Below are 16,717 nucleotides of genomic sequence, written 5' to 3'. Positions count from 1 at the left end.
CGGTGCGGTGGTGACGATGGCGGACAAGACCGATCGGGTCAGCGTGACGCGCGAGCGGATCCTGACGGCGGCGGAGCGGCTGTTCGCCGAGCACGGAGTGTTCGCGGTGTCCAACCGCCAGGTCAGCGAGGCCGCCGGGCAGGGCAACAACGCCGCGGTCGGCTACCACTTCGGTACCAAGACGGACCTGGTACGCGCGATCGCCCGCAGACACGCCGAGCCGATCGAGCGGATTCGCGAGCGGATGCTGGCCGACATGGGCGACTCCGCCGACGTGCGCGACTGGGCCGCCTGCCTCGTGCGCCCCGTCACCGAGCATCTGGCCGCCCAGGGCTCCCCCACCTGGTACGCCCGCTTCGTCGCCCAGGTGGTGACCGACCCCGCCCTGCGCGCGATCATCGCCGAGCAGACCCGTTCCTCCCCCTCCCTGCGACGGACCATCGAGGGATTCCACCGGTGCCTGCCCGAACTGCCCGCCGACGTGCGGGCCGAGCGCGGCGACATGGCGCGCCAGCTGATCACGCACATGTGCGCCGAGCGTGAACGCGCTCTCGCCGAAGGCGCCCCCACGCCCCGGTCCAGCTGGCACGACGCCGCCACCGGGCTGGTCGACGCGCTCGTGGGGCTGTGGCTGGCACCCGTGACCGTTACTCAAGCCTCAGCCGAACGCTCCGAACGGTGTTGAGCGTTCCGGTCACTCGCGTTCGTGCCACGCCCGGGCGGCACGGACCGTGTCCGCGGTCCGGAGATGCGCGTCCGCTGCCGGGCGATCGTGTCCACGGTCCGGGGATGCGGGGGGCGGGGTTCCTCACGTCCGCGGGCTTCCGTTCCGGCCTCGACGGTCCGATGCCCCCGCCCGTCGCTCCGGCGCCGGAGCGGCGCCGATGATCGCGATCGGGTACGCGCCCGATACGGCAACCGGGCTCTACCGCTGAGCGGCGAGCCACTCGTCGAAGGTGGTCGGCGCGATGCGGGCGCCCTCGCCGGGCAGCAGCACGTCGCCGGCCATCGCCGGGCCGAACAGCCCTGACCACGTCGGCACGAGCTTCACCTCGCGGCCTTGCGCCTGGTTGGTGCGCCGGGCCATGTCCACCAGGTCCTGCGGCTCGGGACCGGCCACGTCGGCGTAGCGCCCCTTCGGCTCGCCCACCGCGATCTCAGCGAGGACGTCGGCCACGTCGGCGGGCGCGATCGGCTGCACGAGCAGCGGCGCGATCGTGGCCACGCCGTCCTGCTCGGTCCAGCTCGCCACCATCGCGGCGAAGTCGTGGAACTGCGTGGCCGGGACGATCGTCCACGGCACCGGGCCGGCGGCCACCAGGCGCTCCTGCTCCCGCTTGCCGGCGTAGTGCGCGTTGCCCTCGACCCGGGCGATCCCGACGATCGAGAGCAGCACGTGGTGGCGGACGCCGGCCCGCTCCTCGGCGGCGAGCAGGTTTCGCGTGGCGGCGCCGAAGTACGCCACCGCCTCGGCCGCGTCGGTCGCCGGCCCGTTGGTGACGTCGATGACCGCCTCGACGCCGGCGAGAGCGCCGTCAAGCCCGTCACCGGTCACCAGGTCGACACCGAGCGAACGACTGACGCGCACGACGTCGTGCCCGTCCCGTTCGAGGGCGGTGACGGTGAGGGCCCCGATGTTCCCGGTCGCGCCGGCGACTGCGATCCGCATGATGATCTCTCCCCTGTCTCGGTGACTCACGGAAACTATCACGGACTATATAGGTCCATAATATCTGCGATAGGCTGGGGACCGTGAAGCTGCCTGTGAGCACCGAATGGGTGTTGCACTGCGCCACGACGCTGGCGCAGCTCAAGCCGGGAGCCACCGCGTCGGCGGCACAGCTCGCGCATTACTACGACCTCCCTGCGCCCTATCTCGCCAAGCAGCTGCAGGCGCTCGTCAAGGCCGGCGTGCTGACGGCGACGACCGGCCCCCGGGGCGGGTTCCGGCTCGGGCGGCCCGCCGCCGAGATCACGCTCCTGCAGGTCGTCGAGGCCGTCGACGGCACGTCCGCACCGTACGAGTGCCGCGAGATCCGCCGGCAGGGGCGGGGGGCGCTGCCGCCCGAGGACTGCCGGGACACCTGCATCCTCGCCGCGAAGATGGCCGAGGCGCACGACGCGTGGCGGCGCAGCCTCGCCGGTGTCTCGCTCGCCGACATCCTCGCCTCACTGCCCTCGACGGCGCCCGCCCGCACCCGGTCGCGCCTCGCGGGCACGTCCTGACATCGACGCCCATTTGAGAGGGCACATGTCTCACCCGCCCGGGTCGCCCGCCTCCCCCGCCGGACTCACCCCCGACGTCGCGACCTTCTACGCCACCCACAGCAGCTTCTCGACCCCGGGAGCCTTATCCGCGCTCTATACCGATCTGCCGCCCGATCCGGCGCGGCTCGCGCGCATCGCCCGTGACCTGATGATCCACCGGTGGGAGGGCGGCAACTACGGCTACGACATCCCGCCCGAGCGCCTCCACAACGACGCCGAGACCCGCAACATCGACGACATCCTGGCCGTCGTCGTCGAGCGCGACGGCGCCCCGTTGACGCGGCCCCGCGACCTCGGCGACCGCTTCGTCGGCACGTGCCGCGACTTCGCGCTGCTGTTCTGCTCGTTCCTGCGCCACCGGGGAGTCCCCGCTCGGGTCCGGTACGGGTTCGCCGGCTATTTCGGCCGGGACGGCTTCCACCACGACCACCTGATCGGCGAGTACTGGGACGAGCGGCGCGGATGGTGCCTGGCCGACCCCCAGCTCACCGATCCGGTGATCGCCGGCCCGCTCGGGGTGGACTTCGACCCCGTCGACATCCCGCGCGGCCGCTTCCTCGACGCCGGCACCGCCTGGCGGATGATCCGCGCGGGCGAGGCGGACCCGGCGACGTTCGGGCTCGGCCTCCCGGACGGGATCATGTCCGGGGAGAGCTTCGTGGCGGCGAACCTGCTGTTCGACATCGCCACCCTGAACAAGGTGGAACCGCTGGTCTGGGATGTCTGGGGCGCGATTGCCGACCTCGACCACGGGATCACCGAATCGGACCGGGAGCTCTACGACCGGATCGCGAAGGTGACGGCCGGAGAAGGGGACTTCGCGGCGGCCAGGAAGACATATCTCCAGGAGGACCGGCTGCGGATGCCGCGAACGGTGCTGTCGCTGGCCCCCTTCAACGGCCCTCGCGAGATAACCCTCCGCGAGCTTCGGTGAAAGTTTCACGCCCGGCGACCTGCGACGGCGGCAGGCGCGCTTGACACCTCCGAGGTGAGCCACAACCGTCGAGTGTTAGCGCTCACATCACGGAGAGGGGTTCAGCGGTGAGCCGCATTCCCTTGGTCGCCATGCTGCTCTTACTGATCGCGGTCGCGCTCCCCGCGTCGGCCGCCACCTCCTACACCAACCCGATCAAGGCGCAGAAGGGCGCCGACCCGTGGCTGGAGTACTACGACGGCAACTACTACCTGATCAACACCACGTCCACGAACACGCTGGTCATCAGGAAGTCACCGACCCTCGGCGGCCTCGCCACCGCCCCCGGCGTCCAGGTCTGGCAGGACACCACGACCTCCCGCGGCACGAACTTCTGGGCGCCGGAGCTCCACTTCGTCAACGGCCGCTGGTACCTGGCGCTTCCGCCTGGTCCACACCGCGAGCGGCGGCTGGGTGCGCCTGGTGAACGTCGCCACCGGCAAGGTCGCCGACGTGGCGAACTGCGGCACCGCCGACGGCGTGGACGTACGCCAGTGGAGCTGGCTCAACAACGCCTGCCAGCAGTGGTCCATCCAGGCCGTCTCCTAGGAGGTCCCGTCATGTGGAAACGCGCTCTCGCGGTCGCCCTTCTGCTCGCCGCCTCCGTCCTACAGCCGGCGCAGCCGGCGCAGGCGGCGCAGGCGGCCGCTCCCTTGCCGGAGCCACTCGCCACGCCGACGACACCCCCGCCGTCCTATCCCGGCCCCGGCCGCGTCACGGGCGACGTCGGCGTGCACGACCCGAGCGTGGTCAAGAAGCCCGACCGCACGTATCTGCTGGTGCACACCGGCAACAACATCGCGATCAAGACGTCTGCCGACAGGACCGCCTGGCGCAACGCCGGCGTGGTCTTCCCCAACGGCGCGCCGTGGACGTCTTCCTACACCGGCGGCAGCGCCAGCCTGTGGGCGCCCGACATCTCATACCGCAACGGGCGCTACTACCTCTACTACTCGGCATCGACGTTCGGCTCGCGCAATTCGGCCATCTTCCTGGCCACCAGTACCACGGGCGCCGCAGGCTCCTGGACGAACCAAGGGCTGATCATCTCCACCACGTCGTCGAGCAATTACAACGCCATCGACCCCAACCTCATCGTGGACGCCCAGGGCCGCTGGTGGCTCTCCTTCGGGTCCTTCTGGACCGGGATCAAACTCATCCAGCTCGACCCCGCCACCGGCAAGCGCCTCGGCACCTCGATCACCAGCCTGGCCCAGCGCACGAGCGGCACCACCGCGGTCGAGGCGCCGTTCGTGTTCAGGCACGGCTCGTACTACTACCTGTGGGTGTCCTTCGACGCCTGCTGCCAGGGGGCGAGCAGCACGTACCGGATCATGGTCGGCCGTTCGACCAGCGTCACCGGCCCCTACGTGGACCGCAACGGCGTCGCCATGACCTCGGGCGGCGGCACCCAGGTCCTGGCCGGGCACGGCAGCGTCCACGGGCCGGGCCACCAGGCGGTGATCCCCGACAGCGACGCCGAGGTGCTCTACTACCACTACTACGCCAACAACGGCGCGTCCCTGCTCGGCATCAACCTCATCGGATACGACAACGCGGGCTGGCCCTTCGTCTACTAGGCGTCAGGCACCAGGCCCCTGCGCAGCAGGGTCCACGCCCGCGCGGCGGACACGCGCCGGGCGGGCGCCGGTCGCTTGGCGAGGACCGCGGTGATCATGCCGACCGCCAGGACCAGGTCCTCGGCGGTCAGGTCCGCGCGGACACGTCCGGCGCGCTGGGCCTCGGCGAGCTTGCCCGCCAGCACGTCCGCCACGCGGTTGTGCACCGCGACGATCCGGGGGTCGGCGAGGGACGCGCTGACCATGTCGACGAACGCGGTCGAGGCGATGGTCTGCTCGGTGATCAGGGCCAGCACGTCGTCGAGCGTGGCGCCGGGCTCGGCCGCCAGCGCCTCCACCTCGGCGACGCCGTCCTCGAACACGGCCATCGCCAGGCTGACGCGGTCGGGGAAGTGCCGGTAGAGGCTGCCCTGGCCGACCCCCGCCGCGCGGGCGACCATGCTGAGCGGCGCGTCGTAGCCGGCGGCGGCGAACACCTCGCGCGCCGCCGCGATCAGCGCCGCCCGGTTCTGGGCCGCGGCGCCGGGGCCTCTGTTCGTACGGCGCGCGTCTCGCATAACGGAAACGATAGCAACCGGACACCAAAGTCCGCTTATTTGACGTTGACTCCTTCTTTACTCGACATACCCCAGGAGAGCAAGCTACGGTGTTACCGGACAATGCTGTCCGGTTAGCGCCGCATAACTTTGGAGGAGATGTGAGCGACACCACTCAGCCGGCACCGCAGTACCCGTTCCCCGCGCCCAGTGCTCTGGAGCCGCCGCAGGAGTGGGCCGAGCTGCGTCAGGGCTGTCCCGTGGCGCCGATCCGGCTGGCCAGCGGCGACCAGGCGCTGCTGCTCACCCGGTACGCCGATGTGAAGCAGCTGCTGTCGGATCCGCGCTTCACCCACCATCTGGTCGCCGACGACGCCGCCAACCTCACCTCGAACGAGTCCGGCGGTGTGTTCGGCAACGCCGGCGGCACGCGCGTGAAGGACGACTCCCACCGGGAGTGGCGCAAGCTGATCGGCAAGGCGTTCACCGCCAAGCGGGTGTCGAACATGCAGCCCGGGATCGAGGCGATGGCGGGCCGCCTGGTTGACGAGATGGTCAAGCAGGGCTCGCCCGCCGACCTCGTCACGGCCCTCGGCTTCCCGCTGCCGGTGTGGGTGATCTGCGACCTGCTGGGGGTGCCCGACTCCGACCGCGACCGGTTCGCGTACTGGTCCGACACGCTGCTCAGCCTGACCAAGTACACCCAGGACGAGATCGACGCCGCCCAGGCCGAGTTCACCGCCTACATGCGCGCCCACGTGGCCGCCAAGCGCGCCGCGCCGGGCGACGACCTGATCAGCGAGCTGATCTCGATGGTCGGCGCGCTCGGCGGCGAGGTCACCGAGGAGGTCATGCTGATGACCGCCCAGGGGCTGCTGGTCGCCGGGCACGAGACCACCGCCAACATGATCGGCAAGATGGTCGCGATGCTGCTGGCCGACCGCGCCCGCTGGGAGCGCCTGGTGGCCGACCGCACGCTGATCCGCTCGGCGGTCGAGGAGTGCCTTCGTCACGACGCCAACTTCGGCTTCGGCATCCCCCGCTACATCAGCGAGGAGGTGGAGGTCGCCGACACCACGCTGCGGCTGGCCGTGCCCGCCGACGCCCTCACCCGCCGCGAAGGGCTCCTGGTCGGCGGCCTGGAGCAGGTCCCGGTCACCTGGTAATCGAAGGAAACCTTGATGAACATCACCGTTGACGCCGACAAGTGCTGCGGCGCGGGCCAGTGCGTGCTGCTCGCGCCCGACGTGTTCGACCAGGGCGAGGACGACGGCATCGTGATCCTGCTGAACGCCTCCCCGGGCGAGGAACACCACGCCGCGGTCCGCGAGGCCGCCGACGTCTGCCCGGCCGCCGCGATCACCGTGGAGGGATGACCCTTGACCGACGTCCTGATCGTGGGCGCGTCCGCCGGCGGCCTGGCCGTTGCGGAGGCGCTGCGCCGCAAGGGCCACCAAGGCGGCCTGACCCTCCTCGGCGCCGAACCCCACCCGCCCTACGACCGGCCGCCCCTGTCCAAGCAGGTCCTGTCCGGGGCGTGGGAGAGCGAGAGAGCGCACCTGCGGGCCGAGGCCCAGCTGGCCGAGCTGGGCGCCGAGTTCATCCTGGGAGACCCGGCGGTACGGCTCACTCCGGCGGCGCGCGAGGTGACGACGGCGACCGGGCAGACCCTGCGCGCCGACGCCGTGGTCCTGGCCACCGGCCTGACCCCGTCCCGCCTCCCCGGCCAGGACGGGCTGGCGGGCGTGCACGTGCTGCGCACCCTGGACGACGCGCTCGCCCTGCGGGCCCACCTGCTCGACGGCCCCCGGCTCGTGGTCGTGGGCGAGGGCGTGCTGGGCGCCGAGGTCGCCGCCACCGCCCGCGAGATGGGCCTCGACGTCACCCTTGCCGGCCTCGGCCGCGCCGTCCTGGCGGACCTGCTCGGCGACCCGGCCGCCACGCTGCTCACCCGGCGGCACGCCGAGCGCGGCGTCCGGCTGCGGCTCGGCGTCGCGGTCGAGAGCCTGACCGCCGAGAGTGGGCGGGTCACGGGGGTACGCCTGGCCTCCGGCGAGCTGCTGCCCGCCGACGCGGTGGTGGTGGCGATCGGCTCCCGCCCGGCGACCGCCTGGCTCGACGGCAGCGGGCTGCCGGTGGGCGACGGCGTCGAGTGCGACGCCCGGCTGCGCGCCGCCGACGGCGTCTACGCCGTGGGCGACCTGGCCTCCTGGCACCACGAGGGGCTCGACCGCAGGCTGCGGCTGGAGAACCGGACCAACGCCGTCGAGCAGGCCCAGGTCGTGGCGGCCAACATCCTCGGCGAGGAGCGCGTCTACACGCCCATCCCCTACTTCTGGACCGACCAGTACGACGTCAAGGTCCAGGCCCACGGCTTGCTGTCTCCTGACGCCGAGGTCGAGGTGGTGGAGGGCGATCCCGAGCAGAACCGCTTCGTCGCCCTCCACCGCCTCGGCGGCAAGGTCACGGGGGTGCTGGGCTGGAACATGGCCAAGGCCGCCCGCCTGCACCGCCAGGCTCTCACCTGAGGGAGGTCGATCGGAGGCCCGCCTGCGATCAAGGGGTCACGACTGCTGGACCCCTGCATCGAGGCGGGTGAAGGTGGCGCCCCCCATGGCCGCGCGGGCGCCGAGGACGTGCCCGTCGCACATCCTCGTCTCCGTCCCGGCGGGGTCGATCACCTGCCACGTCACCGGCTCGCGGCACGGCTGGCCGAGCCGGTCATAGTTCCAGGTGCGCCGGCACACCCGGCACGTGGAGACGCCGGCGCGGGAGGACAGGGTGTTGCCGTGCTCGGGGCAGACGCCCCACCCGAAGCCGCACGCCGGCTGGGACCTGAGCCTGGCCAGGTCCTCGGCCGCACGCTGCAGATCCTCGGCGCCTCTGGCGAGCCAGCCCGCCGCTTGCAGTGCGGCCTGGAGGTGGGCGCGTTCGGGCGATTCGGCCGGGGCGCTGCCGCAGAGCTCCCTGACCTCGGCGGTGAGTGCCTCGGCGCGGCTCGCGAGGGCACGCAATTGCGCGGGAGTGACGGTCACAACCGCCAGCGTAAAGCGTTCAGCGGCAAATCAGGCGGCTCACCGCCTCGATGAGGCTTTCTGGCAGGCCCATCAGGCGCAGCGCGTCCGGGGTGGAGGCGCCGATCACGGCCGCCGACCCGGCGATCTCCCGGTATCGCGAACGGGCCGTGGCGTGGTCGCCGCGCGCCTCGGCGACGCGGCCGAGCCCGGCGAGCGCGCGCACCCGGTTGCCGAGGCTTTTGATCCAGTACGGGTCGATCCGTTCAAGAGCCTCCGCGTACAGCCGCTCCGCCTCGGCCAGGTCCTGCTCCAGCAGCGCGATGTCGCCGAGGCCGCGGAGTGCGGCCGCCAGGGTGGTGGCGCTGCCGGCGCGGCGGGCGAGGCCGGCGGCCCTGGCATAGTCGGCGCGGGCCGCCGCCGCGTCGTCGCCGGCGAAGTGATCGCCCCGGTTGACCAGCAGGTCGGCGCTGTCCTCCAGGGCGCCGAGCTGCTCGGTGAGGGCGAGCGCCTCGTCGGTGAGCGCGATGGCCGTCGCGCGATCACCGCGCGCGCCCGCCAGACTCGCGAGCGTGTCCAGCGCCAGCGCGGTGCCCCACCGGTCTCCGAGCGAGCGGAAACCCTCGACGGCGGCGCCGAAGCCGCGCTCCGCCGCCGCGTTGTCGCCCTCGCCGAGATGCCCGAATCCCCACACGTACTCGGCGACCGCCCGTACCCACGGCTCGGGGCGGTCGCGCTGGGACGAGACAAGTGCGAACGCGCCGTGCGGGTCGGCCTCGCCCGCGTTCCGCAGCATCCACAGCAGCAGGACGGCCGGATGACGGCCCGGCTGGGCACCCGACCATGCCGCGGCCAGCGCCTGCTCGGCCTGCGCACGGTGCCGCTGCCACACCGGGCGTCCGGCTTCGCCGGACGCCGCGAGCAGGACGCACACCACGTACTCCTCGCCGAGGCCGGCAGGAGGTGCGACGCCCAGCGCGTCCAGCAGCGCGATCGCCTGCGGCGCGACCGAGGCGGCCACGCCACGGATCCACAGGTACGTCGAGGCCGCGGCGAGCAGTTGCAGGGCCGTCTCCGCCTCCCGCGCCTCGACCGCCCAGCGCACGGCCGCCAGCAGGTCGGCGTGCTCGGCCGCCAGGACCGGCAGCCACTCCAGCTGTCCGGCCTGCCGGAGATGCGGGTCCGCGGTCCGCGCCAGCTCCAGGACGTGCCGGGCGTGCGCACGCCGGGCCGGCTCGCGCTCGCCCGCGGCGTCGAGCCGTTCGGCGCCGTACGCGCGGATCGTCTCCAGCATGCGGTAGCGGCCGCCCGAGACCTCCAGGAGCGACTTGTCGGCCAGCGACTCCAGCGTCTCGCCGTCGGTGCCGCACACCCGCAACGCGGACTCCGCCGTCGCGCCTCCGGCGAAGACCGTGAACCACCGCGCGGCCCGCTGCTCGGGCTCGGACAGCAGCTCCCAGCTCCACGCCACCACCGAGCGCAGCGTGCGATGCCGCTCATCGGTGGTACGGCTGCCGCGGGCCGCGACGGCGAGCCGGTCGTCGAGCCGTCCCGCGAGGTCCTCGATGTCCAGCGTGCGCAGCCGCGCCGCCGCCAGCTCGATGGCCAGCGGCAGGTTGTCGAGCGCCGCGCAGATCCGCCGCACGAGCCGGGAGCCGGCCGCGAACCCGCGCCGCACGGCTCGGGCGCGATCGGTGAACAGCCATGCGGCCGCGTCGTCGTCGAGCGGCCGCACCTGCCAGAGGTGCTCGCCGATGATGCCGAGCGGCTCCCGGCTCGTCGCCAGGACCCGCAGCCGCGGGCAGGCCGCCAGCAGCCGCGCCACCAGCGCGGCAGCCTCTTCGACCAGGTGCTCGCAGTTGTCCAGGACGAGCAGGAGCAGCCGGTCCGACAGCGCCCCGATCAGGCGGTCGACCGGCTTCTGCCCGCCGTCCCCCAGCTGGAGCCCGTTCGCGCGCAGGCCCAGCGCGCCCAGCAGCACCTGCGCCAGGGCGCCGCCGTCACGCAGCGGCGCCAGCTCCACGAAGCACACGTCGTCCGCCGCGACAGCGGCCACCTCGACCGACAGCCGGGTCTTGCCGACCCCGCCGGGGCCGGCCAGCGTGACCAGCCGGGCCACGCGCAGCAGGTCGGCGACCCCGGCCACCTCATCGGCGCGGCCGACGAAGGACGTCAGCTGGGCGGGCGGCGCGACCGGGGTCGGCGACGGATCGGCGCTCAGCAGCTCCCGGTGGAGCGCGACCAGCTCGGCCGAGGGGTCGGCGCCCAGCTCGTCGGCCAGGTGCCGCCTGGTCTCCTCGAACACCACCAGCGCCTCGGCCTGCCCGCCCTCGGCGAACAGCGCCCGCATCAGCAGCCCCGCCAGCCGTTCACGGAGCGGATGGCGGCCGACCAGCTCGCGCAGCTCCGCCACGGCCGCGCGATGCTCGCCGAGCCGCAGCTCGCCCTCGATCCGGTCCTCGAGGGCGCCGAGCCGGCGCTCCTCCAGCCGTACGGCGGCGGTCTGAGCGGTCCGGCTCTCGGCCAGGCCGGCCAGCGCCGGCCCCCGCCACAGCTCCAGCGCCTCGCGCAGCAGCACGACCGCCCGCCCGGCCTCGCCGTCGCGCAGCGCGGCCCGGCCCTCCTGCGCCAGCCGCTCGAACCGGCAGGCGTCCACGTCATCGTCGGCGACCACGATCCGGTAACCCGCCCCGGCCCGCTCGATCGCGGCCGCCGAACCCAGCGCCGTGCGCAGCCGGGACACCTGGGACTGCAGCGCGTGCGCCGACAGCGCCCCGCCCGGGTCGACCTCGTCGGCCAGCCGGTCGGCCGGCACGACCTCGCCGGGCCGGACGAGCAGCAGGGCCAGCAGCGCGCGGCGGGCGGGGCCGCCCAGCGGCACTTCCGTCCCGTCGTCGCGCCATGCCCGGGTCTCGCCCAGGATCGCAAACCGCATGCCGGTGATTATCCACCGGCACGGATCACGCCTTGGCGATCCGGCCGGGCGCGGTGATCGCCTCCAGCCGATCTGCGGGGAGACTGCGAACCGGCCGGCCGTCGAGCCCATGTCGATGATGCGGCCGGCGTGCCGGGGCCGGCCCCCTCATAGCGGCAGCGGGATGCGGTCGAAGAACCAGTACAGGCTGACCGCCACGATGGGCACCGACATCACGGCCACCGCCCAGCGGGCCGCGGACGTCCGGCGCAGCAGCACCAGCAGCGGGAAGAGCAGTGCGATGATCACGAGCTGCGTCACCTCGATGCCGACGTTGAAGCTCAGGAGCGACAGGAGCAGCTGCCACGACCCGCTCGCCTTGATGTCCAGCGCGCCCGCGAAGCCCAGCCCGTGGATCAGGCCGAAGGCGAAGACGATGGGCAGCCGCCATTTGCCCAGTCTGTCCTCCTCGCGGCCCAGCAGGTTGGCGACCGCCACGACGATGATCGACGCCGCGATGACCGGCTCGACGATCTCTCCCGGCACGTCCACGACTCCCATCGCCGCCAGGAGGAACGTGATGCTGTGGGCGACCGTGAAGGCCGAGGCCGTGACGACGACGTCGCGCAGCCGCCGCGCGCCGATGAGGAGCGCGAGCAGGAAGAGGACGTGGTCGGGGCCGAATGCCAGGTGCTCGGCACCGAGCAGGAAGAACTCCCCCACCTGATGCGATGCCGGTCGCTCGCTGATCCGCAGCGTCGGGTTCCTGGCGTCGAGGACCGCGGAGCTCGTCTCGCCGTCGATGTCGTACCGGACCATCGTCTTCGTGCTGTGCACGAAGCTCTCGGCGTCGGGGAACAGCGCGCTCGAGATCGCGTGCGCTCCCCCTGCCTCGCCCTGGCAGGCGTAGGCGAAGGTCAGCACCGCGAAGGCCGTCTTGCCACGCAGGCGCACGTCCGCGTCGCCTGCCGTCGTGGGCGCGCACGGCTTGCCGTCGTACGCCACGGCGAAGCGGCGCGTCACGTAGTCCGTCACGGCGTCACGGTTGAGCGTGAGCTGGCGGAGCTGTTCGGCCCGCTCCTTCGCCTCGTAGGCCTCCGCGTAGAGCCAGGCCGACTTCATGAGCAGGTCGTACTCCAGGTCGAGCACGACCCGGACGTTCGCGCCCGTGCCGGTCACCTCGGCGTGGGCGGTCGTGGTCGCGTCGTGCGCCGCCGCCGGGGCGGGACGGACCAGGTCGGCCAGCACGCCGCAGAGGATGACGGCGGCGAGGACCACGACGGCGGACAGCCGGCGCCTGCGAGGCATGTCTGTTCTCTCCAGATCAGCGGGTGAATGCCGCCCCGGACCAGGCGGTCCGGGGCGGCGTTGCTCGGTCAGCGGTTGAACCAGCGGTACATGGGCGAGTCAGGCCCCCACTTGCCCGGGCGGCCGTGCTCGTCCTTGGTGACGAAGACGCTCGGCTCGGAGGCGGTCACGCCGCCGCCGGCGGAGCGTGCCGTGACGAACCAGGCGTAAGCCGTGTCGTCCTTGAGGCGGTCCCAGGTCACCGAGGCGACCTCGCCTGAGGCGACCGTGCTCCTGCCGATGATCCGCGTGGGCTTGTAGAGCGCCAGCGAGTCGGTCTGGAAGGTCGTCGTGCGGGAGGTGAGGTCGACCGGCAGCACCATGTTGTCCTCGCGCCCGTCATAGCGGCGCATCGGGTCGTACTCGGTGGCGCCGAAGTCGTTGAGCAGCGGGGAGTAGGTGTCCACGCTCAGCTCCGCCCGCTTGACGTCGAACTGCAGCAGCCGGAAGAAGCTCGCGCCGAACTGGAGCTGGTCCTGCGGGTTGTACCCGCCGATCTGGGTGAGCCCCAGTCGGTCGGCCGACACCGTGTAGAACTGGTAGTCCGCCAGCAGCTCGACGACGCCGTTGCCGACCTGGCCGACCTTCGGCTTCACGTTGGTGCCCACGCCGTGCTCGTGTCCGGCGAGGATCAAGAAGACGTTCGGGTTCTTCTCGACCACCGTCTTGTACAGCATCGAGCCGTCGGGGGCGGCGAACCCGGCGCCGCGCCCGTCGGGGCTGGTGCTCGGCACCAGGTAGTCGTGCGAGAGCAGGATGCCGTTGCGGTTGGCGTACTTCTTGAAGACGGAGCCGGCCCATTCGGCCTCCTCCCTCGTCACGCCGTACGACAGGCCGACCACGACGAAGTCCAGCCCGCCCGCGGAGAACAGGTCGTAGTGGTTCTGGTTGTCGCCTTCCTTCCACGGCCCGCCGTATTTGGCGTGCTGCCAGCCCTGGGACGTGTCCTGGTACCGGCTGGGGCCGTAGTACTTGTTGTAGGTCGCCTCCGGCCCGTTCTCGGTGCCCGACTGGTTGTCGTGGTTGCCGGCGATCACGCCGTTCGGGACGCCCGCGTCGTCCAGCACCTTCTGCTGCTTCGAGGAGACCTCGAATTCGCCGGCGGCCTGCCGCTGCGCGGCCTCGTCGGCGGGCTTGCGGATGTTGTTCTCGATGATGTCGCCGGTGTGGGCGACGTACGAGATCTTCCGCTGGTCCTTGTTCTCCTTGATCCAGTTGACGATGCCGGCGTAGGCCGACTCCCACACCGCGCGTTCCTCGGGGGTCTCCTGCTCCACCGCGCCCTCGGAGAGGTACTGCGTGTCGGTGAAGTGGACGATCGAGAAGTCGTAGCTCGCCGGGTCGGCGAAGCCGTTCGGGTCGCCGGGCTGGATGTCGTCGGCGAACGGGTCCTCGCCCGTCACCATGACGTGCACCTGCTGCTTGTCGACGTACTCCCGGCCGACGACGGCCGTGAGGACGGTCTTGCCCCCGGCGGCGCCGCGGGCGCTCGTCAGCAGGTCCCACGCCTTGGCCTTCGTGTTCCACACCCGCAGCGAGGCCAGGCGCTCGGGGTCGATGACGCCCTCCCAGCGCAGGACCGGGGAGTCCACGTGACCCTGGACCTCGACGTCGTACCGCTGGTAGACGAGGTCCTGCCCGGAGGGGGCGTCGAGCGTCCTGCCGTCGGCGGGCTCGAGCCCGTCGGTCCTGACGCGCTTCTCGCCCGGGACCCGCAGGGTCGTCGGGACGGACTGGGCCGTGCCCTGGAACACCTGGTCCGGGGCGAGGATCTTCGCCTCGGAGAACGTCGCCGTCACCTGGCCGCCGTCGGGTTCGGCCACCTTCGCCGAGAGCTGGACGGGGTCCGACACGTCGGTGGCTCCCCGCGCCGGGGTCAACTCGGCCGGCACGTCCGGGATGCCGGCGGACTCGAACACGACCTCGCGGGTCGCGGTGTTGCCGAGCCCGTCGGCGCCGGTCACGGCCAGGGTGTGCCTGCCTGCGCGAAGCCCCGGCCCCACCTGGGCGCCCAGTTCGATCGGCCGGCCGTCGAGCTTGACGTCCGGCCCGGACACGACGCCGGAGGCGTCCTCCAGCTTGACGTCCAGCACAACCGTGGCGGTGATCTTCTCGCCCTCGGCCGGAACGCTCTTGGCGACCTTCGGGGCGGAGTTGTCGGTGATCAGGGTGCGGGTGGCGACCTCCCCGGTGGCCGACTCCGCGGCGAGCTCGTGCTTGCCGTCCTTGATGGCGGTGGTGTCGAGGTCGGCGCGCAGGCCGCGGGCCGGGGCGTCCACCAGGAACTCGAGGTCGATCTCGGTGAGCGGGTTCACGTTGTCGCCGCAGTTGCCGTCGCCCATACCGTACGAGGTCTTGAGCATCTGGCCGGTCGCCGTGCCCTGCGCAGGGGTCAGCACGATGTTCGAGATCGCGAAGTCGTCGCGGTTCTTGCCGCACGACGTCGGGAAGGTGCCGGCCACGAAGTCGATCGTGTTCCAGCCGGGCACCAGGAACTCGTTCGGGATCGTGAAGTCGACGCGCCTGCTCACGAAGTCGCCGTCGAGCACGACCTTCTGGCCGTTGACGAGCATGAAATTCTGGTAGCGCGCCTCGATCGAGTTGCTGCCCACGTTGAAGCTGAGGGTCGCGTTGCCCGAGCCGAGCGTCTCGACGACGTGCACCGCGGGGGCGTCGATCGTGTAGCGCAGCTCGGCCTCGCGGAGGCGGGTCTGGACGCTGCCGCAGACGCCGTCGCCCATCTCGTACGACGGCTCGATGTCCTGGCCGGTCACGGTGGCGCCGTCGAGGGCGAGGCCGAGGTTCGCGATCGTGAAGTCGTCGCGGTTGTTGCCGCAGGACTCCTTGGCGTCGCCGGTGACGACCTTGATCGTGTTGTCGCCGGGCACCAGGAACCGGGCCGGGACCGCGACGGTCACCCGCTGGTTCGCCCAGGAGCCGCCGAGGTCGATGCGCTTGCCGTTGACCAGCAGGAAGTTGTCGAACTTGTCCTCGATCCCGTCCGCCCCCACGTCGAAGCCGAGCATCGCGGCGCCGTTGCCGAGCGTGGGCTTCGTGACGGGCTTCTCGCCGTCGACGGTGAGGGACTTGACGCCGCCCGTGCTGTTCGCCGGGACCGTGGCGAAGACCGGCTTCGTGCCCGCCACGAGCGTGCCGTCCGTGGGCAGCAGCCGCGGCGCCCCTGCCGGAGCGTTGTTCACGGTCACGGTGTTCTTGACGGTCACGCCGGCCGCAGTCGTGGCGGTGATGGCGTGCTCGCCGTTGGCCAGCGTCGTGGTGTCCACGTCCGCGGTGAGACCCGTGGTGGCCTGCGGGTCGCCCTGGACGAAGAACTTGAGCGTGGCCCGCTTCAGCAGCGTGGTGTTGGTGCCGCAGCTGCCGTCGCCGAAGGAGAAGGTGTACGGGTTGTCCTCGCCGTCCGCGACCTCGCCGAGCAGTTCGAGGCCCACGTCGGACAGCACGAAGTCGTCGTGGTTGAGGCCGCACGACGACTGGATCGCGCCGATGACGAACTCGACGGTGTTCTCTCCCTTGACCAGGTGCTCGTTCGGGATCTCCATCGTCGCCCGCTCGTTCACGTGGTCGCCGATGTCGCTCCGGTACGCACCGTTGACGAGCACGTAGCTGTGGTACTGCGCCTCCGTCGAGTTCGGGCCGACGTCGAAGCTGAGCTTGGAGACGCCCACGGTCCGGGTGGCGTCGAGCGCTTTGTCGTCGATGGCGAGTTTCGTGACGCTGTCACCGGCCGCAGCCGGGACCGCCGCGACCTTCACCGTGCCCTCGAGGTACGAACCGCCGGCGGGGGTGAGCGTCGGAGGGCTCTGGGAGCCGGTCGGCGTCGGGCTGGGCCGTCCCCGGTCCTGTTCTCCCTGTCCCGGGTCGGCGTACGCCGCGGTGACGAGGCTGCCGGCGAGCAACGCCGCGACCGCGGCGACCGCGGTGAGACGTCCTCGGCCCCGTAAGCCGCCCAGTAGCTTTCGGGCTGCCATTGGCTGCATCAGGTGCAGTCCCTTCTCTGTCGTGCATAAGCAGCCGATAAGGCGGCGTGCTCTCGGGCGGACACTTTGGAGCGCACGAGTGAACAA

At 71.9% G+C, this 16,717-nt stretch carries 14 protein-coding genes and 1 pseudogene; 9 read left to right on the top strand and 6 right to left on the bottom strand.

Annotated elements, in window-relative coordinates:
- Positions 1-16: 16 nt before the first annotated feature.
- The gene (locus tag ACIBVN_RS41580) at positions 17-685 is read left to right on the top strand and encodes a TetR/AcrR family transcriptional regulator (RefSeq protein ID WP_397145821.1); all 669 of its coding nucleotides are present in this window, start codon (positions 17-19) and stop codon (positions 683-685) included.
- A gap of 240 nt (positions 686-925) precedes the next feature.
- Here ACIBVN_RS41580 and ACIBVN_RS41575 read toward each other — a convergent pair whose 3' ends face one another.
- Positions 926-1,669 (bottom strand): SDR family oxidoreductase, encoded by a 744-nt coding sequence (locus ACIBVN_RS41575; RefSeq protein WP_397145794.1) that lies wholly within the window; start codon positions 1,667-1,669, stop codon positions 926-928.
- Between the two features lie 83 nt (positions 1,670-1,752).
- Between ACIBVN_RS41575 and ACIBVN_RS41570 the strand changes: the two genes are divergently transcribed.
- The 5 genes and pseudogenes from ACIBVN_RS41570 (at position 1,753) to ACIBVN_RS41550 (ending at position 4,821) form a co-directional block, all read left to right on the top strand.
- Positions 1,753-2,226 (top strand): RrF2 family transcriptional regulator, encoded by a 474-nt coding sequence (locus ACIBVN_RS41570; protein ID WP_397145793.1) that lies wholly within the window; start codon positions 1,753-1,755, stop codon positions 2,224-2,226.
- A 25-nt stretch (positions 2,227-2,251) separates the two neighbouring features.
- Positions 2,252-3,202: a transglutaminase-like domain-containing protein gene (locus ACIBVN_RS41565; protein ID WP_397145792.1), complete on the top strand. Its 951-nt coding sequence runs from the start codon at positions 2,252-2,254 to the stop codon at positions 3,200-3,202.
- 131 nt (positions 3,203-3,333) lie between these two features.
- A pseudogene (locus ACIBVN_RS41560) lies at positions 3,334-3,615 on the top strand (family 43 glycosylhydrolase); the annotation flags it as partial.
- Positions 3,616-3,655: 40 nt separating this feature from the next.
- A complete protein-coding gene (locus ACIBVN_RS41555; protein ID WP_397145820.1) occupies positions 3,656-3,790 on the top strand; it encodes an RICIN domain-containing protein in 135 nt (44 codons plus the stop codon).
- Positions 3,791-3,801: 11 nt separating this feature from the next.
- On the top strand, positions 3,802-4,821 hold the full coding sequence (locus ACIBVN_RS41550; RefSeq protein WP_397145819.1) for an arabinan endo-1,5-alpha-L-arabinosidase: 1,020 nt from the start codon (positions 3,802-3,804) through the stop codon (positions 4,819-4,821).
- Here the strand turns inward: ACIBVN_RS41550 and ACIBVN_RS41545 are convergent.
- Entirely contained in the window at positions 4,818-5,378 is a 561-nt protein-coding gene (locus ACIBVN_RS41545) for a TetR family transcriptional regulator (RefSeq protein WP_397145791.1), read from the bottom strand. The two genes, ACIBVN_RS41550 and ACIBVN_RS41545, sit on opposite strands and share 4 nt — an antisense overlap.
- A gap of 140 nt (positions 5,379-5,518) precedes the next feature.
- Between ACIBVN_RS41545 and ACIBVN_RS41540 the strand changes: the two genes are divergently transcribed.
- Genes ACIBVN_RS41540 through ACIBVN_RS41530 form a run of 3 tightly spaced genes read left to right on the top strand, consistent with a single transcriptional unit; the run spans position 5,519 to position 7,885 of the window.
- Positions 5,519-6,523: a cytochrome P450 gene (locus ACIBVN_RS41540; RefSeq protein ID WP_397145790.1), complete on the top strand. Its 1,005-nt coding sequence runs from the start codon at positions 5,519-5,521 to the stop codon at positions 6,521-6,523.
- Between the two features lie 15 nt (positions 6,524-6,538).
- The gene (locus ACIBVN_RS41535; protein WP_397145789.1) at positions 6,539-6,733 is read left to right on the top strand and encodes a ferredoxin; all 195 of its coding nucleotides are present in this window, start codon (positions 6,539-6,541) and stop codon (positions 6,731-6,733) included.
- A 3-nt stretch (positions 6,734-6,736) separates the two neighbouring features.
- Positions 6,737-7,885, top strand: a complete 1,149-nt coding sequence (locus tag ACIBVN_RS41530; protein ID WP_397145788.1) for an NAD(P)/FAD-dependent oxidoreductase — start codon at positions 6,737-6,739, stop codon at positions 7,883-7,885.
- A 36-nt stretch (positions 7,886-7,921) separates the two neighbouring features.
- On the opposite strand, the gene ACIBVN_RS41525 is transcribed toward ACIBVN_RS41530, so the two are convergent.
- From ACIBVN_RS41525 to ACIBVN_RS41510, 4 genes are all read right to left on the bottom strand, one after another.
- Positions 7,922-8,392, bottom strand: a complete 471-nt coding sequence (locus ACIBVN_RS41525; protein WP_397145787.1) for a hypothetical protein — start codon at positions 8,390-8,392, stop codon at positions 7,922-7,924.
- Between the two features lie 19 nt (positions 8,393-8,411).
- A complete protein-coding gene (locus ACIBVN_RS41520) occupies positions 8,412-11,306 on the bottom strand; it encodes a BTAD domain-containing putative transcriptional regulator (RefSeq protein ID WP_397145786.1) in 2,895 nt (964 codons plus the stop codon).
- A gap of 147 nt (positions 11,307-11,453) precedes the next feature.
- Positions 11,454-12,593: a HupE/UreJ family protein gene (locus ACIBVN_RS41515; protein WP_397145785.1), complete on the bottom strand. Its 1,140-nt coding sequence runs from the start codon at positions 12,591-12,593 to the stop codon at positions 11,454-11,456.
- Positions 12,594-12,661: 68 nt separating this feature from the next.
- Positions 12,662-16,621, bottom strand: a complete 3,960-nt coding sequence (locus tag ACIBVN_RS41510; RefSeq protein ID WP_397145784.1) for a metallophosphoesterase — start codon at positions 16,619-16,621, stop codon at positions 12,662-12,664.
- Positions 16,622-16,717: the final 96 nt, after the last annotated feature.

Origin of the sequence: Nonomuraea sp. NPDC049400 (genome assembly GCF_044466425.1) — a bacterium.
Classification (GTDB): domain Bacteria; phylum Actinomycetota; class Actinomycetes; order Streptosporangiales; family Streptosporangiaceae; genus Nonomuraea.
Note: the sequence above shows the minus strand (reverse complement) of the source record. Positions and strands in the feature narration are given on the sequence as shown.